The sequence below is a fragment of the Variovorax sp. Soil_C_39 genome, assembly GCF_057656815.1.
Genome location: NZ_JBDGJQ010000004.1, coordinates 254,280 through 272,958, shown reverse-complemented (window position 1 = coordinate 272,958; position 18,679 = coordinate 254,280). Strand labels below are relative to the sequence as shown.

18 protein-coding genes are annotated in these 18,679 nt (G+C 67.1%); 8 read left to right on the top strand and 10 right to left on the bottom strand.

Annotated elements, in window-relative coordinates:
* Nucleotides 1-12: 12 nt before the first annotated feature.
* The 3 genes from AC3A6J_RS12765 to AC3A6J_RS12755 all read right to left on the bottom strand — a co-directional run bounded on the left by AC3A6J_RS12765 (nt 13) and on the right by AC3A6J_RS12755 (nt 3,275).
* Nucleotides 13-951, bottom strand: coding sequence for a Bug family tripartite tricarboxylate transporter substrate binding protein (locus AC3A6J_RS12765; RefSeq protein ID WP_487860605.1), 939 nt, complete (start codon nt 949-951; stop codon nt 13-15).
* A gap of 119 nt (nt 952-1,070) precedes the next feature.
* On the bottom strand, nt 1,071-2,240 hold the full coding sequence (locus tag AC3A6J_RS12760) for a CaiB/BaiF CoA transferase family protein (protein WP_487860313.1): 1,170 nt from the start codon (nt 2,238-2,240) through the stop codon (nt 1,071-1,073).
* A 108-nt stretch (nt 2,241-2,348) separates the two neighbouring features.
* A complete protein-coding gene (locus tag AC3A6J_RS12755; protein ID WP_487860312.1) occupies nt 2,349-3,275 on the bottom strand; it encodes a LysR family transcriptional regulator in 927 nt (308 codons plus the stop codon).
* 208 nt (nt 3,276-3,483) lie between these two features.
* On the opposite strand from AC3A6J_RS12755, the gene AC3A6J_RS12750 reads away from it, so the two are divergent.
* Nucleotides 3,484-4,344, top strand: coding sequence for a DUF7822 domain-containing protein (locus AC3A6J_RS12750; RefSeq protein WP_487860311.1), 861 nt, complete (start codon nt 3,484-3,486; stop codon nt 4,342-4,344).
* 8 nt (nt 4,345-4,352) lie between these two features.
* Here the strand turns inward: AC3A6J_RS12750 and AC3A6J_RS12745 are convergent, their stop codons facing one another.
* From AC3A6J_RS12745 to AC3A6J_RS12735, 3 genes are read right to left on the bottom strand one after another with little or no spacing between them, the layout of a single operon-like run.
* Nucleotides 4,353-4,733 (bottom strand): VOC family protein, encoded by a 381-nt coding sequence (locus AC3A6J_RS12745; protein WP_487860310.1) that lies wholly within the window; start codon nt 4,731-4,733, stop codon nt 4,353-4,355.
* A gap of 57 nt (nt 4,734-4,790) precedes the next feature.
* On the bottom strand, nt 4,791-5,399 hold the full coding sequence (locus tag AC3A6J_RS12740) for a flavin reductase family protein (protein WP_487860309.1): 609 nt from the start codon (nt 5,397-5,399) through the stop codon (nt 4,791-4,793).
* Nucleotides 5,396-6,370 carry an AraC-like ligand-binding domain-containing protein gene (locus AC3A6J_RS12735; RefSeq protein WP_487860308.1) on the bottom strand — a complete coding sequence of 325 codons (975 nt, stop codon included), beginning with the start codon at nt 6,368-6,370 and terminating at the stop codon, nt 5,396-5,398. The genes AC3A6J_RS12740 and AC3A6J_RS12735 overlap by 4 nt, the downstream gene beginning before the upstream one ends.
* 214 nt (nt 6,371-6,584) lie before the next feature.
* Between AC3A6J_RS12735 and AC3A6J_RS12730 the strand changes: the two genes are divergently transcribed.
* Genes AC3A6J_RS12730 through AC3A6J_RS12705 form a run of 6 tightly spaced genes read left to right on the top strand, consistent with a single transcriptional unit; the run spans nt 6,585 to nt 12,532 of the window.
* Complete coding sequence (locus AC3A6J_RS12730) at nt 6,585-7,775, top strand: amino acid ABC transporter substrate-binding protein (RefSeq protein WP_487860307.1); 1,191 nt, start codon at nt 6,585-6,587, stop codon at nt 7,773-7,775.
* Nucleotides 7,776-7,779: 4 nt separating this feature from the next.
* On the top strand, nt 7,780-8,658 hold the full coding sequence (locus AC3A6J_RS12725) for a branched-chain amino acid ABC transporter permease (RefSeq protein WP_487860306.1): 879 nt from the start codon (nt 7,780-7,782) through the stop codon (nt 8,656-8,658).
* Nucleotides 8,655-9,587 carry a branched-chain amino acid ABC transporter permease gene (locus AC3A6J_RS12720; RefSeq protein WP_487860305.1) on the top strand — a complete coding sequence of 311 codons (933 nt, stop codon included), beginning with the start codon at nt 8,655-8,657 and terminating at the stop codon, nt 9,585-9,587. The genes AC3A6J_RS12725 and AC3A6J_RS12720 overlap by 4 nt, the downstream gene beginning before the upstream one ends.
* Nucleotides 9,584-10,336, top strand: coding sequence for an ABC transporter ATP-binding protein (locus tag AC3A6J_RS12715; RefSeq protein ID WP_487860304.1), 753 nt, complete (start codon nt 9,584-9,586; stop codon nt 10,334-10,336). Before AC3A6J_RS12720 ends, AC3A6J_RS12715 begins: the two co-directional genes overlap by 4 nt.
* A complete protein-coding gene (locus AC3A6J_RS12710) occupies nt 10,333-11,043 on the top strand; it encodes an ABC transporter ATP-binding protein (RefSeq protein ID WP_487860303.1) in 711 nt (236 codons plus the stop codon). The genes AC3A6J_RS12715 and AC3A6J_RS12710 overlap by 4 nt, the downstream gene beginning before the upstream one ends.
* A 37-nt stretch (nt 11,044-11,080) precedes the next feature.
* Nucleotides 11,081-12,532, top strand: a complete 1,452-nt coding sequence (locus AC3A6J_RS12705; protein WP_487860302.1) for an aldehyde dehydrogenase — start codon at nt 11,081-11,083, stop codon at nt 12,530-12,532.
* Here AC3A6J_RS12705 and AC3A6J_RS12700 read toward each other — a convergent pair.
* The 4 genes from AC3A6J_RS12700 to AC3A6J_RS12685 are packed head-to-tail and all read right to left on the bottom strand — an operon-like array spanning nt 12,495 to nt 17,943.
* Complete coding sequence (locus AC3A6J_RS12700; RefSeq protein WP_487860301.1) at nt 12,495-13,499, bottom strand: LysR substrate-binding domain-containing protein; 1,005 nt, start codon at nt 13,497-13,499, stop codon at nt 12,495-12,497. The genes AC3A6J_RS12705 and AC3A6J_RS12700 overlap by 38 nt on opposite strands.
* 24 nt (nt 13,500-13,523) lie before the next feature.
* Nucleotides 13,524-15,128, bottom strand: a complete 1,605-nt coding sequence (locus tag AC3A6J_RS12695; protein WP_487860300.1) for a tannase/feruloyl esterase family alpha/beta hydrolase — start codon at nt 15,126-15,128, stop codon at nt 13,524-13,526.
* Between the two features lie 45 nt (nt 15,129-15,173).
* Complete coding sequence (locus AC3A6J_RS12690; protein WP_487860299.1) at nt 15,174-16,592, bottom strand: FAD-binding oxidoreductase; 1,419 nt, start codon at nt 16,590-16,592, stop codon at nt 15,174-15,176.
* A 19-nt stretch (nt 16,593-16,611) separates the two neighbouring features.
* On the bottom strand, nt 16,612-17,943 hold the full coding sequence (locus AC3A6J_RS12685) for an MFS transporter (protein ID WP_487860298.1): 1,332 nt from the start codon (nt 17,941-17,943) through the stop codon (nt 16,612-16,614).
* Nucleotides 17,944-18,359: 416 nt separating this feature from the next.
* On the opposite strand from AC3A6J_RS12685, the gene AC3A6J_RS12680 reads away from it, so the two are divergent.
* Nucleotides 18,360-18,614, top strand: coding sequence for a hypothetical protein (locus AC3A6J_RS12680; RefSeq protein ID WP_487860297.1), 255 nt, complete (start codon nt 18,360-18,362; stop codon nt 18,612-18,614).
* Nucleotides 18,615-18,679 lie beyond the last annotated feature (65 nt).

Genomic DNA, 18,679 nt, shown 5'->3' with positions numbered 1-18,679 from the left:
CAGTCGCTGCCATCACATCTTCTCGAAGGCGATGTCCTGGACGAGCTTGGACCATGCCTTGTTCGAGCGCTCCACCGTTTCCTTGAACTGCTGCGGCGTCGTGTAGTCAATGATGGCGCCTTGATCCTGAATCGTCTTTTTCATTCCCGGGTTCTCCAGCGCTTTCCTGGCTGCCGAGCTCAGCTTGGCAAGGACGGCCGGATTCAGGCCCTTGGGCGCGCCGATTCCATACCAGGACATGTTGTTCATAGCCTTCAGGCCAACCTCGGCGAAGGTTGGAACGTTGGGCAACTGGGGCAGACGCTCCGGGCTCGAGACAGCCAGCGCGCGCAACTTGCCCCCGGCGATCAGCCCGCCAGAGGAGGGCATGTTGTCGAAGACCACGTCGATCTGGCCGGACATCAGATCGTTCAAGGCCGGGCCCAGGCCTTTGTACGGCACGTGGGTGATCTGGGTCTTGGTCGTGCTTCCAAAAAGCGCGCCACTCAGGTGGCTGTAGCCGCCGTTGCCCGACGATCCGTAGTTCAGCTTGGTCGGAGCTTTCGTCGCGGCGTCGATGACATCCTGGACGCTCTTGTAGTTCGATGACGGGTTCACCACCATCACACCGGGAACGTTGGCGATGTTGGTGATGGGTGTGAAGTCCTTGACGGGATCGTAAGCCCGGGTTGCATACACGTTCGGGTTCACGGCGTGGGAGCTTTCCACCATCATGACCAGCGTGTAGCCGTCTGCGGGCTGGGTGGCCGCGAAGCTCGATCCGGTGCTGCCGCCGGCCCCTGGCTTATTTTCAACCACGACCGACTGACCGAGCGCTTCGCCAAGGTAGCGCGCCATGACGCGGCCGATCACATCGGTCGCACCACCCACCGCATAGGGAACGATCAGGCGAACTGGACGATCTGGATACGATGAGGCGTCTGCCGCCTGCGCCATGGGGAGGGCGCTCATGCACAACGCCAGGGACAATATGGTTGTCGAGAGTTTCACTGCTGTCTCCATTCTTGAAGTTGACCGTCATCGCGCACCAAGCCACATCGAGCCGCAGGCGCGCGGGTGATTGCTTGGACCTAGGCGAGTTCTGGCCTGGCGTTCTCCACGGCTGATCGGCCCAGCGCAGGCGGTGGATGAACCGTGTTCTGTTCGTCGGGCAAGACCATGGGGTTGCGCACGAGCTTGAGCGTGCCGAACGTCGGATGCTCGACGGTCTGCAGCATCTGACGGTGAACGACCTGCGGATGCTGGAAAACCTGCTCCATGGTGTGGATGTTTCCCCAGGAGATGCCGCGCGAATCCAGTGCCTCCCCCAAAGGGCTTGCGCACCAGCGCTTCATGGCGTCCCGAAGGAGTGGACGAAGCTCACGCATGTTGGTCAGGCGCCCCGCGTTGCTGGCAAACCGGGGATCCAGATGCCATTGAGTCTCCATGAGCGCACAGAAGGACGCGAACTGCTTGTCGTTGCCGATGGCCAGGATGATGTAGCCGTCCGCGCATTCGAAGACCTCGTAGGGCGCCAGGTTCGGGTGAGCGTTGCCGCTGCGCGTCGGGCTTTGTCCGGAGACCAGGTAGTTGGCACCCTGATTCGCGTTCATGGCCACCGATACGTCGAAGAGCGCAATGTCCAGGTGCTGCCCCGTGCCGGTCCGTCCGCGCTCGATCAGTGCCGCCAGCACGGCGCTTGTCGCATACATTCCCGTCATGAGGTCAACGACTGCGACTCCCGCGCGAAGTGGTCCTGCGCCTTGCTCGCCGTCGGGTATGCCGGTGTAGCCCATGAGTCCGCCCATGCCCTGGAAGATGTAGTCGTAACCTGGCTTGTGAGCAAACGGGCCGGCTTGTCCGAAGCCAGTCACGGACAGGTAGATCAGCCGCGGATTCATCTTGACCATGCTTTCGAAGTCCAGGCCGTAGCGCGCGAGGTCCCCTACCTTGTAGTTCTCGACCAGGACATCGGCCTCACGGATCTGCTGAATCAGCCATTCACGCTCGGTAGGGCGGGCGAAGTCGAGGGTGACTGAGCGCTTGCCGCGATTGCACGACAGGAAATAGGCGGAGACTTGCTCTCCGGTTTCGCCGACCACGAAGGGTGGGCCCCAGCTGCGAGTGTCGTCGCCCACCTGCGGGCGCTCGATCTTCAAGACGTCGGCACCGAGGTCCGCGAGGTTCTGGGTGCACCACGGACCCGCCAGGATTCTCGACAGGTCGACGACACGGACGCCGCTAAGCGCATTTGCAAGCATTCAATCTCCGATAGCTGGGCCCGATTCTTGGCGCAGCGTATCGGAGGGTCAATTGAACAGTATCAAAGTGAGCGTTCGTGAAAGTTGGACGCGGCCAAGCGAGCCCCGTCACTGCTCGCCGTCGCTCGCCTGTCGCGTCGCTGCCACCCGGGGGTCGTCCAGCAGAAAGTCCACGCACGCCTTGATGAAGTCCGGGAAGCGCGCATCGGCTCGGACGGCCAGACTGAGTTCTCGGCGTGCCCAAGGCTCGTCAAGGGCAAGCCGTGCGACCCGGCGAGGCTCCTGACGATTCTCAAGAACGCTGCTAGGAACCAGCGCAACCCCGACGCCCGCGGCTACCAGCGAGAGCACTGCTTCGAACCCCTGTGCATGCAACCGCGCCGTGACTGTTCTGCCTTGCATGGCGGCCGCGTCGCGAAGAAACAGGTAGTTGCTGCTGTCACGATGCATGCAAACAAACTCAAAGTCCAAGGCATCACACAGGCGCACGGACGAACGCGTCGATATCTCATGCTCCGGCGGCGCAACGATGACCAGCTGATCGATGGCGTAGGGGTGAATGGCCAAGCCCTGGACATCGGTCTTGCCGGCAAAGATCCCGATGTCCGCCTCTCGGGCGAGCACCGCGGCCGGAATGATTTCGCTCTGACGCTCCTCGACATCTGCATCAATGCCAGGGTGAGCGACCAGGAAGCGCCCCAGGGTCTGGGTGACGAAGCTGTTCAGTGAGCTGCTGTTGGCGATGATGCGGACGTGGCCCTTGATGCCAGAGATGAACAGGCGCACGTCGCCTTGCATTCTTTCGACGTCTTCGAAGATGTCTCGAACATGCGCAAGGACCGCCTCGCCGGCTCGGGTCAATTCCATGCCGCGCGAGTTGCGTTCGAACAGGGGTGTACCAAGGGCCTGCTCCAGGTTCTTGAGCCGGTAGCTGGCTGCCGAGCTGGTGATGAACAAGGCTGCAGCTGCCGCGGTCAGGCTTTTCGCCTGGGCGATCTCCAGGAAGAGCCGAAGATCCGTGAGTTCGTATCGCATGGAATGGTCTTGCTCGAGGAGTTTCCGGATTACTGACTTGCCGGCGTGCCGGATGTGCGCGCGCCGAACTGACGCGCAGCCGCAGTGTAGATTTGGCGCGGGCAGAATCACCCGACCAGGCCGAAGACCGCTTCGCGAGGAGCGGAACTTCTTCATTCTTGCAACGGCGGCGCACTCACACTGCAGCCGCCATTCACACTTTGATTCCATGGCCAATCGCTCTTATCTGTACAGCCTCAGCAACCGGCCCACGTCGTATGTGGACCGGCCCGAAACGATCTCGGGCGTGTCCGAGTGGAACTACGACGTGCCGTTCATGTACCGGCTGCTGATGTCGGGCGACCCACAGCTGTGCGCGTCGCTGATCGCCGATGGGCTCGACGACGACGAGGCGGACGAAAAGGTGAAGCTGTATGCGATCAGCAGCCGCTTCGAGCCCGGCTTTGCGCGGGTGAAGCGCTTCATCGAGATCGTGCGGTTTCTGGCAGCGCAGGGGCCGATGCCATTGCCCTCGGCCCCGCCCGCGGCGCCTGCTGCGGCACCGGAGGCCCTGTCGCTGATCGACCGGATCAAGGGCCGGCTATCGTCGGCCGCCGCATCGAAGGCGCCCCCTGCCATTGCCGCGCCCGCAGCCACCACACCCGCGACGGGTTCAACGCAGCTGCCAGCATGGCTGGACGAGACCCTGGTCTTTCTTGAAGCCCACCGCGATGAGCACCTGCTGCTGGAGACGGTCGAGCTCGACACCATGTCCGAATCGGAAGAAGCCCCGCTGCGGGCCTGCGTCGAGCAGGAGCTGGCGCGCTGCCAGCAGGCCGGCGCCGCGCTCGATGCGCTGCCGCAAGACATCGCGGCGGCGGCGCAGTTGCTGCGCGAGGCCGGTGCGGCCAAGCAGGCGGCGCCGCTCGATGCCTTCTTCGGGTTGCGCTTCGACGACGACTGCGACAGCACGCGCAGCCGCGCGACGGAATATCCGCTGGGGCTGCAGTGGTCAGAGGTTCTGTACTTCGGCCTGTTCAACCGCGCCGAGTTCGAAGCAGCGCAGCACGGCGACGACGCGGCTGCCTAGCGTTTCAGTCATCTGCCCTCAACCGAATTGGCACGATGCGCCCGGCTTGAGATGCTGATGGAATTCTTGTCGACGTCTTTCGCATTTGCGAACGCATACCCGTTGGCTTCGTGGACTGGACCGAATGCGAGACCTCGCATCTTGGCTTGCGCGGCAAATGCCGCGACGTCGCGCACGTGGAAGCTCAGCTTCACACCCACTTGGCCAAGCTTCACAGACTTGGCTGCTTGATGGACCAGCAAGCCGGCGCCGGCGCCTGGATGCTTCAGCTCGATCAGGCCCTCGATGACCTCACCGGTGGTCTGGAAGCCGAAATGCAGGGCATAGAAAGCAGCCGTCTTCTGCATGTCTCTGGCGTAGATGATGACTGTTCCCAGTGGCGAATCCATGTGTGCTTCTCGTTTCGGTAAAGGATGCCAAGCGTCGGCTTCTGTTCGACATGCATGCTACGGCGCCGCTCGCGGCAGCGGGCGCGCATCGACCGCCTCGCCATCGACGATGAAGTGCCCGCCCGCCACGTGGTGCAGCGTGCGCAGATCGTCGTGGCCCTCGAAGTGCCAGCGCCCTTCGGAGAACACGCGCGCGTCGGCCTGCGCCGCGATCACCTCGCCCAGGAACAGGTCGTAGCGCTGCTGGATCGGCGGCTCGGGCAACAGCCGGCATTCGAGCCAGGCCGCGCAGCCTTCGAGCAGCGGCGCACCGGTGGCCTCGCCAGTGAAGGTCGAAAGGCCGTAGGCCGCGAACTTGTCGCTGCCGTCGCGCTCGGCGATCTCGCGGCCCGAGCTGTTGCCCAGCGCGTCGGTCAGGTCGAGCTGTGCGCGCGTCGGCACCTGCAGCGCGAAGCTGCCCGCGCCTTCGAGCAGCACGCGCGTCCAGGTGCTCTTGTCGAGCACGACCGCGACCTTGGGTGGGTCGAAATCCAGCGGCATCGCCCAGGCCGCGGCCATGATGTTGCGCCGCCCGTCGTGCGCGGCGCTCACGAGCACGGTGGGTCCGTGGTTCAGCAGCCGGTAGGCCTTGTTCAATGAAACCGGCCGGCGGTGAGAAGCATTCATGCGCGAAGGACCTGTGCGGGCGAGCCCGCCTGCCGCCTGAACTCGCTCGGGCTGCCGCCCGTGTGCGCGCGGAACACGCGGCTGAAGTGCGAAAGGTTGCCAAAGCCCGCGCCGAGCGCGATGTCGGTGATGGAGCGCGCGGCGTTCGCGGGGTCGATCAGGTCGCGGATGCTGGCGGCCAGCCGCTGGTGCTGGATGTAGCCGGTGAGCGTGTCGTCATCACCCGCGAAGGCTTGGTGCAGAAGGCGCTTGCTGCAACGCAGCGCCAGTGCCATGCCGTCGATCGACAGCGCGGGGTCGCGCAGGTTCTGCGCCACATGGCGCTGGATGCGGTCCTTCAGCGCCTCGCGCTGGGTCTGCGCGGTGCCCTGGCCCGCGAGTTCCATGAGCGACAGGCGCACCAGCTGGATCAGCAGCTCGCCCGCGCCGCGCGCGGCGGCCTCGCTCATGTAGGGCAGCTCCAGGTAGGTGTTGCGCATGGTCTCCAGCGCCACGCGCGAGATGCCGCTGTCGCCGCCGATGCGCCGCGCGACGAGCTCGCGCAACGGCAGTGCGGGCGAGGCGATCTGGTCCTTCGGCAGCATCACGATGAGATGGTCGCTGCGCTCGGGGTTGGCCACCGTGTAGTCGAGCGTGGTGTCGTACAGCGTCCAGCCGCCCGCACGCACCGCCGCCGCGCGCCCGCGCTGCGTGACCTCGGCCGAGCCCTGCCAGGGCGCGACGATCTTCAGGTAGGGCGCGTCGCTCAGGCGCGCCATCTGCGGGGTTCGCAAGACGCGATGCCGGTTGGCCTCGAGCCGCGTGAGGATCACGTCGCCCGCGTGCGAGGACGCGAGGTGGCCGTCGAAATCGCTGTCGCCGTACAGGTCGGAGCCCAGCCCGCCGAAGTGGCGCCACACCCACTCGCACCACAGCGGCCCGCGTTCCTTCGGCGGAATCTGGTCGGTGGACAGGAGCAGGGACGCGGTCATGGGCGAAAGCAGTGAAGACGAACGAAAGATTGCAGCACGGAGCCGGGTGCCGCGCATTGTGGAGTGCCCGGAAGGCCCTCGCCCTTGCGGGTTAACCACTAGGCGCCTGCACGCTGCGTCAAGTGCTTTGTGCGCGGCGGGCACAGCGGCCGAAGGCGTGCCTTCCTACGATCCCGGTCAGCGGGCGCATACCGACGCCCGGAAGGAGACCTCCATGCTTCACCCCACCCGCCGCCACTGGATCAAGGGCACGGCCACCGCGCTGGGCGCGGCCGCCGTCGCCCCGCAGCTGTTCGCTCAAAGCGCGCCGGTTCGCATCGGCTACGCCATCGCCCGCACCGGCCCCTGGGCCGCGGGCGCCCAGGTGAGCCAGGAGCCCAACTACCTGCTGTGGACCGAGCAGGTCAACGCCGCGGGCGGCCTGTCGGTGAAGGGCGCCAGGCGGCCGATCGAGCTGATCGGCTACGACGACCGCAGCGAGACAGAGACCTGCGTGCGCACCTTCGAAAAGCTCATGGGCAGCGACAAGGTCGACCTCGTGCTGCCGCCCTGGGGGTCGGGCGCCAACTTCGCGGTCGCGCCGCTGGCCAACCGCTTCGGCTATCCGCTGCTGGCGCCCACGGCGCTGTCGCGCAAGCTCATCGACATGCGCCTGCCCTTCTTCTTCTCGCTGCTGCAGCAGCCCGACAAGATGATGGGCGCGCTGGTCGACATGCTGGTGGCGCAGAACGTGAAGACCATCACCATCGTCTACATGGACGACCTGTTCGGGCTGGAGAACTTCGCGGCACTGAACAACGCGCTGAAAAGGACGCAGATCCAGGTGCTCGACCGCAAGAGCTACCCGCTGGGCGTGAAAGACCTCGCGCCCGTGCTGCGCAGCATGAAGGACCTGAACCCCGATGCCTTCATCGGCATCACCTACCCGCCCGACACCATCCTCGCGAGCCGGCAGGCGCGCGAGGTGGGCTTCAATCCGAAGTACTTCTACGCCTCGGTGGGCACCGCCTTCCAGCTCTACAAGAACGTGATGGCCGCCAACACCGAGGGCGTGATCGGCATGGGCTCGTGGAACGGCAAGACCAGCCCCGAGGCCCGCGCCTACTTCGATGCGCACACCAAGAAGTTCGGCAAGGAGCCCGACCGCTGGGCCAGCGGCCACGCGTGGGCCGGCCTGCAGATCCTGCAGCAGGCGGTGGAGAAAGTGGGCCTCGACCGCAAGGCGCTGCGCGAGCAAATCGCCAGGAACGAGTTCAAGACCATCCTCGGGCCGATCCGATTCGAGGGTAGCGAGAACGCGTCGATCCCCGGCACCGTGTCGCAGTGGCAGGGCAGCGACTTCGAAGTGGTGTGGCCGAAAGACCGCGCCACCGCGCAACTGATGCCCAAGCCGGCCTGGAAATAGCAGCGTGTCGTTCTCTGGATGGGCCGAACTGCTGGCCGGCGGATTGATCACGGGCGGCATCTATGCGCTGGTGGCCATCGGGCTGAACCTGCAATACGGGCTGATGCGCATCATGAACATCTCGCACGGCGAGTTCCTGATGCTCGGCGCCTTTCTCACGTGGTGGGCGCACACGGCGCTGGGCATCTCGCCGCTCCTGTTCATGCCGGTGGCCTTCGCGCTGCTGATGGCGCTGGGCATGGCGGTGCACTGGCTGTGTTTCCGGCAGGTGGCGGCGCGTGCGCCGAACGTCGACGTGTTCGAGGCGCGCAGCCTGATGGTCGGCTTCGGCCTGATGTTCTTCGTGCAGAACACCGCCCTGCTCGTGTGGGGCGGCGACCTGCGCGGCTACGACTACCTGGCCGAACCGGTGCAGCTAGGCGAGATGCGCTTCACCGCCAACAAGCTGGTGCTGTTCGGCGTGGCGCTGGCGCTGAGCCTCGTGCTCATCGCGCTGCTCAAGCTCACGCTGCTGGGCAAGGCGGTGCGCGCGCTGATGCAGTCGCCCACCGGCGCGCAGCTCGTGGGCATCAACACCAAGCGGCTGCACCCGCTGATGTTCGGCATCGGCCTGGGCCTGTCGGGCGTGGCCGGCGCGCTGCTGTCGATGACCTATGAAATCTCGCCCTCGATGGGCGAGCCCTACACGGTGACGGCGCTGATCGTCATCACCCTCGGCGGCTTCGGCAGCATCGCGGGCAGCCTCGTCGGCGGCCTGCTGCTGGGCGTGGTCGAGGCGCTGGGCATGTACTACACGAGCCCCTCGCTCAAGATGCTGCTGTCGTATGCCGTGTTCATCGGCGTGCTGATCTGGCGGCCCAACGGACTGTTCTCCCGCAAATGATTTCACTCTTTCAAAACAAGCCGTGGTGGGTGCTGTGCATCGGCCTCGCGCTGGCGGCCGCCATACCGTGGATCGCGAGCGAATTCATCGCGTCGGTCGCGCTCGGCTGCCTGATGTACATCGCGCTGGCCACGAGCTGGTCGTTGTTCTGCGGCGCCACGCGGTATCTCTCGCTCGCGATCTCGGCCTTCTTCGGCCTGGGGGCGTATGCGAGCGCCACGCTGCTCGAGGTGCTGCCCTGGCCGCTGGTCATTCTGAGTGGCGCGGCCATTGCGAGCGCGGTGGCTGTGCTGATGGGCGCGGCGGTGCTGCACCTGCGCGGCACCTATTTCGCAGTGCTGACCTTCGGCATGACCGAGCTGATCCGCCATGCGGTCACCTTCGTGGAGAAGCAGGTCTCGGGCACCGTGGGGCGCGTGCTCACTGTGGTGCCGTCGAACGAGACGGTGTACCTCACGGTGCTGGCGATTGCGGGCGCGGCCATCGCCACCGCGCTGCTCGTGAAGCGCAGCCGCTTCGGCCTTGCGCTGGCCGGCATCGGCGCCGACGAGCAGCGCGCGCAGACGCTGGGCGTCGACACGCGCCGCGTGAAGATCGCCGGCTTCGCGCTCACCGCCGCCTTCGCCGGTGCGGTCGGCGCGGCCATGGCCGTGCGCTGGACCTACATCGAGCCCGCGGCCGTGTTCAGCCCCTTCATCGGCTTCCAGACCGTTCTGATCGCGATGATCGGCGGCGCCGCCAGCATCGGCGGTCCGGTGGCCGCGGCCATCGTGTTCAGCCTGTTGTCGGAAACGCTGCGGCTGCAGCTGCCCTACGGCTACATGATGGTGCTGGGGCTGCTGCTGATCCTGTGCGTGATGTACCTTCCCAACGGCCTCGCGTCGCTGTGGCAACGCAAGCGCGCGGCCCTGCGGAGGCATGCGCCATGACGGCAACAACCCCGCTTCTCGAAGCCCGTGAACTCACGGTGCGCTTCGGCGGACTCACGGCCGTCGATGCCGTGAGCGCAACCTTCCATGCCGGCGAGCTGGTCGGCATCATCGGCCCGAACGGTGCAGGCAAGACGACCTTCTTCAATGCCATCTCGGGCGTGGTCATGCCGACCTCGGGGCGGCTGCTGGTGGAAGGCGATGTCGACCTGACCCGGCGCGGGCCGCACCTGTACGCCGCGCACGGCATCGCACGCACCTTCCAGACGCCGCGCGTGATGGCCGACATGACGCTCGAAGACAACGTGCGCTTCGGCATGCAGTTCGCCGGACGCCGCCGCGCGCCCATCGCGGGCCTGGGCAGCACCGGCGAGATCCTCGACATGCTGGGACTGGCCGGCCTGGCGACGCAGGCCGCGGCCGACGTCACGCCCTCGCAACAGCGGCTGCTCGAGATCGGCATGGCGCTCGGCACGCGGCCGCACGTGCTGCTGCTCGATGAAGTGGCGGCCGGCCTCACCGAGGCAGAGGTCGATGCGATGGCCAGGCGTATCCGGCGCCTGCGCGACGACCACGGCCTCACGGTCGTGTGGATCGAGCATGCGGTGACCACGCTGCTCAAGTACGTCGAGCGCGTGCTGGTGCTGCACCAGGGCCGCAAGATCGCCGACGGCACGCCGGCCGAGGTGGTGCGGGATGCCGGCGTGGTCGAGGCCTACCTGGGCGACGAGATGGAGGCCACGGCATGAGCGGCACCTCCATGACCGTGCGCGGCCTTGCGGCCGGCTACCACGGCTTCCAGGTCATCCAGGGCCTGGACCTCGACGTGACGCCCGGCGTCACCGTCGTGCTCGGGCCCAACGGCGCGGGCAAGACCACGCTGCTCAAGGCGCTCGCGGGGTTGCTTGCGCGCACGGGCGACGCAGTGCTCGACGGTGCGGCGCTGCCATCCGCCGACGCCACCGCCTGCGTGCGGCGCGGCCTGGCGCTGGTGGCCGAAGGCCGGCAGCTGTTCCCGCAGATGACCGTCACCGAGAACCTCGAGCTCGGCGGTTGGCTGGTCCCCGCGCGGCTGCGCGCCGAGCGCCTGGCGCGCGCCTTCGACGACTTTCCGCGTTTGAAAGAACGCGCCACGCAGTTCGCCGGCACCATGAGCGGCGGCGAGCAGCAGATGGTCGCCGTGGCGCGCGCCCTGATGAGCGGGCCGCGCCTGCTGATGCTCGACGAGCCCTCGCTCGGCCTCGCACCGCGCATGGTCGACGAACTGCTGGCGATCGTGCGCCGCATCGCGAACCAGGGCGTGACCGTGCTGATGGTCGAGCAGAACGTGCGCAAGGCGCTGCAGGCCGCCGACCGCGGCTATGTGCTCGAGCGCGGACGCGTGGTCGCCGCGGGCGAAGCGCAGGCGCTGCTGCATTCCGACGCCGTTCGCCAGGCCTACCTGGGAGTAGCCTGAACACCCCTCTTCCTCTCTTCATTTGAAAAGGACACCCATGACCGACATCTCCATGCTCATCGACGGCGAACGCCGCGCGGCCACCGGCGGCGCGACCTTCGAGCGCCGCAACCCGCTGGACGGCGGCATCGCCACGCGCGCCCCCGCGGCCACGCCGGCCGATGCCGTGGCTGCCGTCGAGGCCGCGCAACGCGCCTTCGCCACCTGGTCGCAGACGGGGCCCAACGAACGCCGCGCGCTGCTGCTGAAGGCCGCCCACGCGCTCGAGGCGCGTGCCGACGCCTTCGTGCAGGCCATGGCGCGCGAGACCGGCGCCTCGGCGCTGTGGGCGGGCTTCAACGTGCACCTCGCGGCCGGCATCCTCACCGAGGCCGCCTCGCTCACCACGCAGATCGCGGGCGAGGTCATTCCGTCCGACGTGCCCGGCAGCCTCGCCATGGGCGTGCGGCAGGCGGCCGGCGTGGTGCTGGGCATCGCGCCGTGGAATGCGCCCGTGATCCTGGCCACGCGCGCCATCGCCACGCCGCTGGCCTGCGGCAACACCGTCGTGCTCAAGGGTTCCGAGCTGTGCCCCGAGACGCATGCGCTCATCATCGAAGCGCTCGCCGAGGCCGGCCTGCCCAAGGGGACGGTCAACTTCGTGACCAACGCACCGGCCGATGCCGGCGCTGTGGTCGAGGCCATGGTCGCGCACCCGGCGGTGCGGCGCGTCAACTTCACGGGCTCCACGCGCGTCGGCCGCCTCATCGCGCAGACCTGCGCGACGTACCTGAAACCCGCCGTGCTCGAACTCGGCGGCAAGGCGCCCTTCGTGGTGCTCGACGACGCCGACATCGACGCGGCCGTGAACGGCGCGATCTTCGGCGCGTTCGCCAACTCGGGTCAGATCTGCATGTCGACCGAACGCATCGTCGTCGACAACGCCGTTGCCGACGCGTTCGTTTCCAGGTTCGCGGCCCGCGCGCAGGCCCTGCCGCTGGGCGACCCGCGCGAAGGCCCCGTGGTGCTCGGCTCGGTGGTCGACATGAGCACCGTGACGCGCTGCAACGCACTGATCGACGACGCGCTCGCCAAGGGCGCGGTGCTCGTGTGCGGCGGCAAGGCGCAGAACACCTTGATGCCCGCCACCGTGCTCGACCACGTCACGCCCGCCATGGCGATCTACCGCGAAGAATCGTTCGGGCCGGTGAAGGCGGTGGTGCGCGTGAACGGCGTCGAAGAGGCCGTGGCAGTGGCCAACGACAACGAGTTCGGCCTGTCGTCCGCAGTGTTCGGCCGCGACGTGGCGCGCGCTTGGAACGTGGCGCAGCGCATCGAGGCGGGTATCTGCCATGTCAACGGACCGACGGTGCACGACGAGGCACAGATGCCATTCGGGGGCGTCAAGGCGTCAGGCTACGGGCGCTTCGGCGGGCGGGCGGGCGTGGAGGCTTTCACGGAACTGCGCTGGATCACGGTGCAGATGGCGCCTCGGCACTATCCGTTCTGACCACCGGAAGCCTTGGCGGCGCGCCGCTGGCGACGTAGCGCGCGCCCGACCACTGGCCGCTCTCGCAGAGGTCGCGCACCAGCTCGCAGATCAGCCGGCAGATCGCGAGCTTGGCGTTGGTCGCCGGGATGTGGCGCGAGACGCACAGGCCGAGCACGCGCACCATGTCTGGCGAGTCGATGCGGTGGGCCACGAGGCGCCCGTCCGCCACCTCGCGCTGTGCGAGGCCGAGCGGCATGATGGTGGGACCGATGCCGGCCTCGACGGCGCTCTTGAGGACGTAGACCGAATTGATCTCGGCCGCGATGCTCTGCGGCGGAAGGCCGGCACGCTTCAAGGCGTTGTCGACGGTCCAGCGCGTGCAATGGCCATGCTGCGGGCTCGGCAGGACGAGCGGTCGCGCGACGGCCGCGTGCAGCGACACGTCGCCCGCCGCGGGCGCTTGCGGGTCCTGCGGCGAATGCATGAGAACGAAGGCTTCCTCGACCAGCGGCGTAAAGACGATGTCGCGCGGCGGCATGGTGTCGGTGAAGATGGCCACGTCGACGCGGCCGCCGAGCAACTGGTCCGCCATGTTGCCGGTGAGCTCCTCGTTCAGGTGGAACAGGATGTTCGGATAGCGGCGTGACACCGCGCGCATCAACGGGAGCGCGAGCGTGGCGGCCACGCTCTGCGGCAATGCCGCCACCACCGAGCCGACCACCGTGTCGGCGGAGCGCAGCACTGCCGCCCGGGCATCGCTGATCTGCTTGGTGATGCCTTGGGCGTACTCGTAGAACACCTTGCCTGCTTCGGTCGTTGCAACGCCGCTTCGGCTGCGTGACAACAGCTGCACGCCGAGTTCCGACTCCAGTTCGGCGACCTGCTTGCTCAGTGCCGACTGCGCCACGTGCAGGTGCTCGGCGGCGCGCGACAGGCTCTTGTTCTCGACGATTGCAAGGAAGTATTTGAGCTGGCGAAGTTCCATTCCCGGATTTTGAACCGATCGCGTTCAGGGGCTCGCGCAGACGAAGCTCGCCGCGTCGTTCAGGTCGCCGCTGCCCTTGTAGCGCGGGTAGGCCGGGTACTTGCAAAGCGGGCGCGACGCAGTGGTCGCGCCACCCGCATCGACCTTGCGATGCACCAGCGATTGCGCCGATGCCGGCGTGCCCTGCTCCACCCATGTCGCGAGGGCTTGGAGCAGGTCGACCCGGTCGGGTCCGGCGCCCCCGTAGCAGTGACCCACGCCGGGCGCCAGGAACAGCTCGACGGTCTGGTCGGCCTTGGCCTGCCCCATGGAGCCCACGACATCGTCGTAGTAGCGCTCGGTGTCCCGCGGGCTCACCGAGCTGTCCGTCGTGCCGTTCCAGAGGATCATCTTGGCGCCCCGGGCGTTCAGCGCCGTCAGGTCGGGATCGAAGGCCTGGAACATGCCTCCGACCACGCCCATGCGCGGCAGCCAGTCGTCGTAGTTCCAGGAGAGCGTGTCATGGCCGACATCCTGCGTGATGAAGGAGCGCACGAAGCCGTCCGAGAACATGCCCTGCACCGAATTGCCGCCGAGCGCCATGCTGGGCCAGATGTATTCGCCCCAGCCCTTGGCCGTGTTCTCGGCACCCGGGTTGTAGCCCGGATGCGTCCAGGCGCCGTCGGCGGTGGCGATGGCCGACGTCACCGTTCGGACGGTGGCGATCTGCGCATCGGACAAGCAGGTGTCGCCTGCGTCTGCGCCCCCTGCGCAGCGCAGAGGCGCCGGATCGTAGTGGCATGCGCCGGGCCTGGAGATCACGCCGTCCGTGGCGCCGTCCAGCGCGTCGCACTGCGCAAGCACCGCGTTCGCCAGCAGGCTCTGCTTGGGCGCATCGAGCGTGTTCGCGGGCGTGCGCACCTGCTTCGCGATGCGGTTGAACTGCATGAACAGGCCCATGATGTTGCCGGCCGGCGCCCGCGCGACGATGCCGTCGAAGTCTTCGGGGTAGCGCTGTGCCTGCACCAATGCATCGTGCCCGCCCATGGAGCAACCCTCGAAGTAGCTGTGGGACGCGGGCGCACCGAAGAAGTCGGCAACGAGCGCCTTGCCCGCGGGCAATGCGCGGTGTTCCGATCGGTGCGTGAAGTCTGCCAGCTGTTCGGGGTCGAGCGCGAACGCTGCCTTGAAGTAGTCGGGGCCGCGCACGCCCGGGTAGTCGTAGCCGCCATTGGTGCCGAGCGTGGCGTAGCGCTCGCCGACGATCGATGGGCTGAACTGCAGGTCGGTGGCGACCGGCATGGTGCCGTCGAAACCGCCGCCCCCGAGGAACGCGATCTTGCCGTTCCATCCACTGGTCGGCATGCGGGCTTCGAAGCGCAGGGTCGAGCCGTCGAGCCTGGCCTGCACCACGCAGTATTCGGGTTGCGCGCCGGTGGAGGCAACAACCTGTGCGCTCTGCACCGTGGCGCCGCCGCCCAGGGCCTGGCCGGCCAGCAGCGGGCACTTCTGGGCAAGCGTTGGCGTCGGCGCGGGGGCAGGTGCAGGTGCGGGCGGCGGGGCAACGAAGCCGCTGCCGTGCCCGCCGCCGCCGCCGCATGCCGCGGTCGTCAGCACGGCAATCAAACAAACGCTGCGCGAGAAATGCATGGTCATACCTTGGTGATGTGATCGGCTGTTTGCAGGGCGCTGCCCTCAGCCGAAATGGACAACCTTGCCCGGGTTGAAGATGTTGTGCGGATCGAAACTCCGCTTGATCGCGCGCATGAGCGCCACCGTGTGAGGCCCGTGCTCTTCGACGAGGTACTGCATCTTGTGGAGCCCGACGCCGTGCTCGCCGGTCGAGGTGCCGCCGTGCTTCAGCGAACGCTGGACCAGCCGATGGCTGAAGGCTTCGGCTGCATCCACCTGTTCGGCCGCCTCAGGGTCGACCAGCACCAGGCAATGGAAGTTGCCGTCGCCGACATGGCCGAAGACGGGCGCCAGCAAGCCGTGCGCCCGGATGTCGTCCAGCGTCTCTTCCACGCAGGTAGCCAGCGCAGACAGCGGCACGCATGCGTCGGTGGTGATGCTCCGGCTGCCGGGCTTGAGTTGCAGCGAGGCGAAATAGGCGTGGTGCCGCGGCGTCCAGAGCCGCGACCGCTCTTCCTGCTGGATGGCCCATTGGAATTCGCCACCGCCATGGCCGTTGGCGATGTCGCGCACGACGGCGGCCTGCTCGTCGATCTGCGCCTGGCTTCCCGCAAACTCGAGAAAGAGCGTCGGCCGCTCGGTCAGCGTGGTGCGGCTGTGCGCATTGACGGCCTTGATCGTCAAGGCGTCCAGCATCTCCGCGCGCGCGAGCGGCACGCCCAGCTGAATCGATTCGATCACGCAATCCACGGCCGCGCGCACCGTCGGAAAATGCACCACGGCGGCTGCGGCCACTTCGGGGTGCGGATGGATGCGCACGGTCGCCTCGGTGATCAGCCCGAGCGTGCCTTCGGAACCGCAGAAAAGCTGCGTCAGGTTGTAGCCTGCAGAGCTCTTGCGCGCATGCGACGCGGTGCGGATGACATCGCCCTGCGCCGTCACGACGGTCAGGCTCACGAGGTTGTCGCGCATCGTGCCGTAGCGCACCGTGTTGGTCCCCGAAGCGGCCGTGGCGACCATTCCGCCGATGCTGGCATCGGCGCCGGGGTCGACCGAGAAGAAGAAGCCGGTGCCCGCCAGCGCCGCATTGAGCATGTTGCGCGTCACGCCCGCCTGCACCGTCGCCGTGAGGTCCTCGGTGCGGATCGCCAGCACTTCGCTCATCTGCGAGAAGTCCACGCAGACGCCGCCTTCGACGGCCAGCACGTGGCCCTCGATCGACGAGCCGACACCGAAGGCGATCACCGGCACCCGCTCGCGTGCACAGGCGCGCACCACGAACGCCGCCTCGTCGGTGCTGTGCACGTAGACCACCGCGTCGGGCGGTGCCGGACGGTAGCTCGACTCGTCGCTGCCGTGCTGCAGCAGCACGCTGTCGGCCGTCGAAAGCCGCGCGCCGAAGCGGTGCCGCAAGGACGCCAGGAGTTCGGCAGACGGTGCGCGGCGGTCGCCGGGCGCGGCAACGGCGCGCACAGGGTTCATCAGATCGGCATCCATGGTGCTAGCGCGCCGTGCGTTGGGCGGTCGGGCTCGACGGCTTGACCCAGAACACCAGCACCGCGCCCAGTACCAGGAGTGCTGCGAGCATGTGCAGCCCGGCGTCCGTGCTCTGGGTCGCATCCTTGATCACACCGATCATGAAAGGCGCGGCGAAGCCGGACAGGTTGCCGAACGAGTTGATGAAGGCAATGCCCGCCGCTGCTGCGGCACCACCGAGGAACCCGGTGGGCATGCCCCAGAAAACGGGCAGGGTCGACATGATGCCCATCGTCGCAATGGTCAGGCCGACCATCGACCAGGTGGCGCTCCCATGCATCGCCACGCTCATCATCAGTCCCGCCGCGCCCACCACGGCCGCGATGGCCGAGTGCCAACGGTGCTCGAGGCGACGGTCGGCACTGCGTGCCGTCAGGTACATCGCAACGACGCCGAAGGACCAGGGGATCGCGCTCAGCAGGCCGATGTCGAGTGCACCCTTCACCCCGATGGCCTTGATGATGCTGGGCAGCCAGAACGAGATACCGTAGAGACCTGCCACGAAGGAGAAGTAGACCAGGGCCAGCAGCCAGACCCGGCCGTTCGAGACCACACGCCATACGCTCGCTTCGGACTTGCCTGTGCCGTCCGCGGCGATGTCGCGTGCGATCAGCTCGCGTTGCTCCGCGCTCAGCCAGGCCGCATCCTTCACGCGGTCGTCGAGGTAGCGCCAGACCACCATGCCAAGCGCCACGGTGGGCAGCCCCTGCAACAGGAACATCCACTGCCACCCCTGCCAGCCGTTGACACCCGCCATGCTTTGCAGGATCCAGCCGGAGACAGGCCCACCCAGGATGCCGGCGAACGGGATCGCCGCCAGGAAGAGCGAGGTGGCCTTGCCGCGCCGGGCAGCCGGATACCAGTAGGTGAGGTAAAGGATGATGCCGGGGAAGAAGCCCGCCTCGGCCGCGCCCAGGAGGAAGCGGATGACATAGAAGGTCATCGGCGAATTCACGAACATGGTCGCCGCCGACAGCAGGCCCCAGGTGACCATGATCCGGGCGATCCAGCGGCGCGCGCCCACCTTGTGCAGGATGACGTTGCTGGGCACTTCGAAGAGGAAGTAGCCGACGAAGAAGATCCCCGCGCCCAGGCCATACACCGCTTCGCTGAACTGAAGCGCATCCTGCATCTGCAGCTTGGCGAAACCGACGTTGACGCGGTCCAGGTACGCGACGATGTAGCAGAGGAACAGCAGCGGTATCAGCCGCCAGCTGACCTTGCGGTAGACCGCATCCGCAGCCGAAGAAAGAGAATCCGCGCCGCCGTGGGGGGCCGACAGGGTAGTGGTGGTCATTTCGTGTGCCTCGCGTTGCTTGCTCGGCACGATGGTCGATCCACGCGGCAACCGGACGTACCGGGTTAACTCGCGAAATTCATACCGATGGGAGAAGGCACCATCTCTTGCAGAGATGACCTGGCCGGCCAGCGTGCGCCCCGCCGAAGCGAGCGACCGCTTCGGCGCCGCGGGCTGTTGCTATGGCCTTCAGTCGCCGCAGTCGGCGGCCTCCTTTTTGTAAGGCTTTGGGCCTACACGAGCGCAGCGCGAAGGCGCAGTGCGGCTGCCGAGGCAGACAGCTAGTTTGTGATTTCTTTGACATACATGTGTCAACAAAATCAACTGTCCCGCCGGTGCCGCCATTGCTGCGCCGTCCTGGATGCCAGCAATCGGAGGAATGAATGCCGCTTTTATTTCTGATGAGACTGCAGCATGTGCAACTCCCTGTCCGCGTGGGATGCCCTGAAGAACTGCGCCAGGTCTCGGTGCTCGTCGCCACCGGCCTGATCGAGGCCGAGATCGCGCCGGCCGATCCGTCCGGGCGCTACGCCTTGCCGCGGCTGGCGACCGTGCTTCGCATCACCGAGGCAGGGCGCGCCGAACTTGCGGCCATGAACCGGCCGCCAGCGCCCCGGCCCTACACCCCGCACCCGCGCGCGCGTCCACGACGGGGCTTGCAACTGATGTGAGCGCGGCGCGACCGGGGTACCTATGCCCCGTTTGCATCCACAATCCTCAACAAAAGGAGCGTGCG

Excerpts from the sequence above, each read along its gene's own strand:
- AC3A6J_RS12700 (WP_487860301.1), bottom strand. The coding sequence starts at position 13,499 with ATGGAACTTCGCCAGCTCAAATACTTCCTTGCAATCGTCGAGAACAAG.
- AC3A6J_RS12710 (WP_487860303.1), top strand. The coding sequence starts at position 10,333 with ATGAGCGGCACCTCCATGACCGTGCGCGGCCTTGCGGCCGGCTACCAC.
- AC3A6J_RS12690 (WP_487860299.1), bottom strand. The coding sequence starts at position 16,592 with ATGAACCCTGTGCGCGCCGTTGCCGCGCCCGGCGACCGCCGCGCACCG.
- AC3A6J_RS12760 (WP_487860313.1), bottom strand. The coding sequence starts at position 2,240 with ATGCTTGCAAATGCGCTTAGCGGCGTCCGTGTCGTCGACCTGTCGAGA.
- AC3A6J_RS12715 (WP_487860304.1), top strand. The coding sequence starts at position 9,584 with ATGACGGCAACAACCCCGCTTCTCGAAGCCCGTGAACTCACGGTGCGC.
- AC3A6J_RS12735 (WP_487860308.1), bottom strand. The coding sequence starts at position 6,370 with ATGACCGCGTCCCTGCTCCTGTCCACCGACCAGATTCCGCCGAAGGAA.
- AC3A6J_RS12750 (WP_487860311.1), top strand. The coding sequence starts at position 3,484 with ATGGCCAATCGCTCTTATCTGTACAGCCTCAGCAACCGGCCCACGTCG.
- AC3A6J_RS12685 (WP_487860298.1), bottom strand. The coding sequence starts at position 17,943 with ATGACCACCACTACCCTGTCGGCCCCCCACGGCGGCGCGGATTCTCTT.
- AC3A6J_RS12745 (WP_487860310.1), bottom strand. The coding sequence starts at position 4,733 with ATGGATTCGCCACTGGGAACAGTCATCATCTACGCCAGAGACATGCAG.
- AC3A6J_RS12720 (WP_487860305.1), top strand. The coding sequence starts at position 8,655 with ATGATTTCACTCTTTCAAAACAAGCCGTGGTGGGTGCTGTGCATCGGC.
- AC3A6J_RS12695 (WP_487860300.1), bottom strand. The coding sequence starts at position 15,128 with ATGCATTTCTCGCGCAGCGTTTGTTTGATTGCCGTGCTGACGACCGCG.
- AC3A6J_RS12740 (WP_487860309.1), bottom strand. The coding sequence starts at position 5,399 with ATGAATGCTTCTCACCGCCGGCCGGTTTCATTGAACAAGGCCTACCGG.
- AC3A6J_RS12705 (WP_487860302.1), top strand. The coding sequence starts at position 11,081 with ATGACCGACATCTCCATGCTCATCGACGGCGAACGCCGCGCGGCCACC.
- AC3A6J_RS12755 (WP_487860312.1), bottom strand. The coding sequence starts at position 3,275 with ATGCGATACGAACTCACGGATCTTCGGCTCTTCCTGGAGATCGCCCAG.
- AC3A6J_RS12765 (WP_487860605.1), bottom strand. The coding sequence starts at position 951 with ATGAGCGCCCTCCCCATGGCGCAGGCGGCAGACGCCTCATCGTATCCA.
- AC3A6J_RS12730 (WP_487860307.1), top strand. The coding sequence starts at position 6,585 with ATGCTTCACCCCACCCGCCGCCACTGGATCAAGGGCACGGCCACCGCG.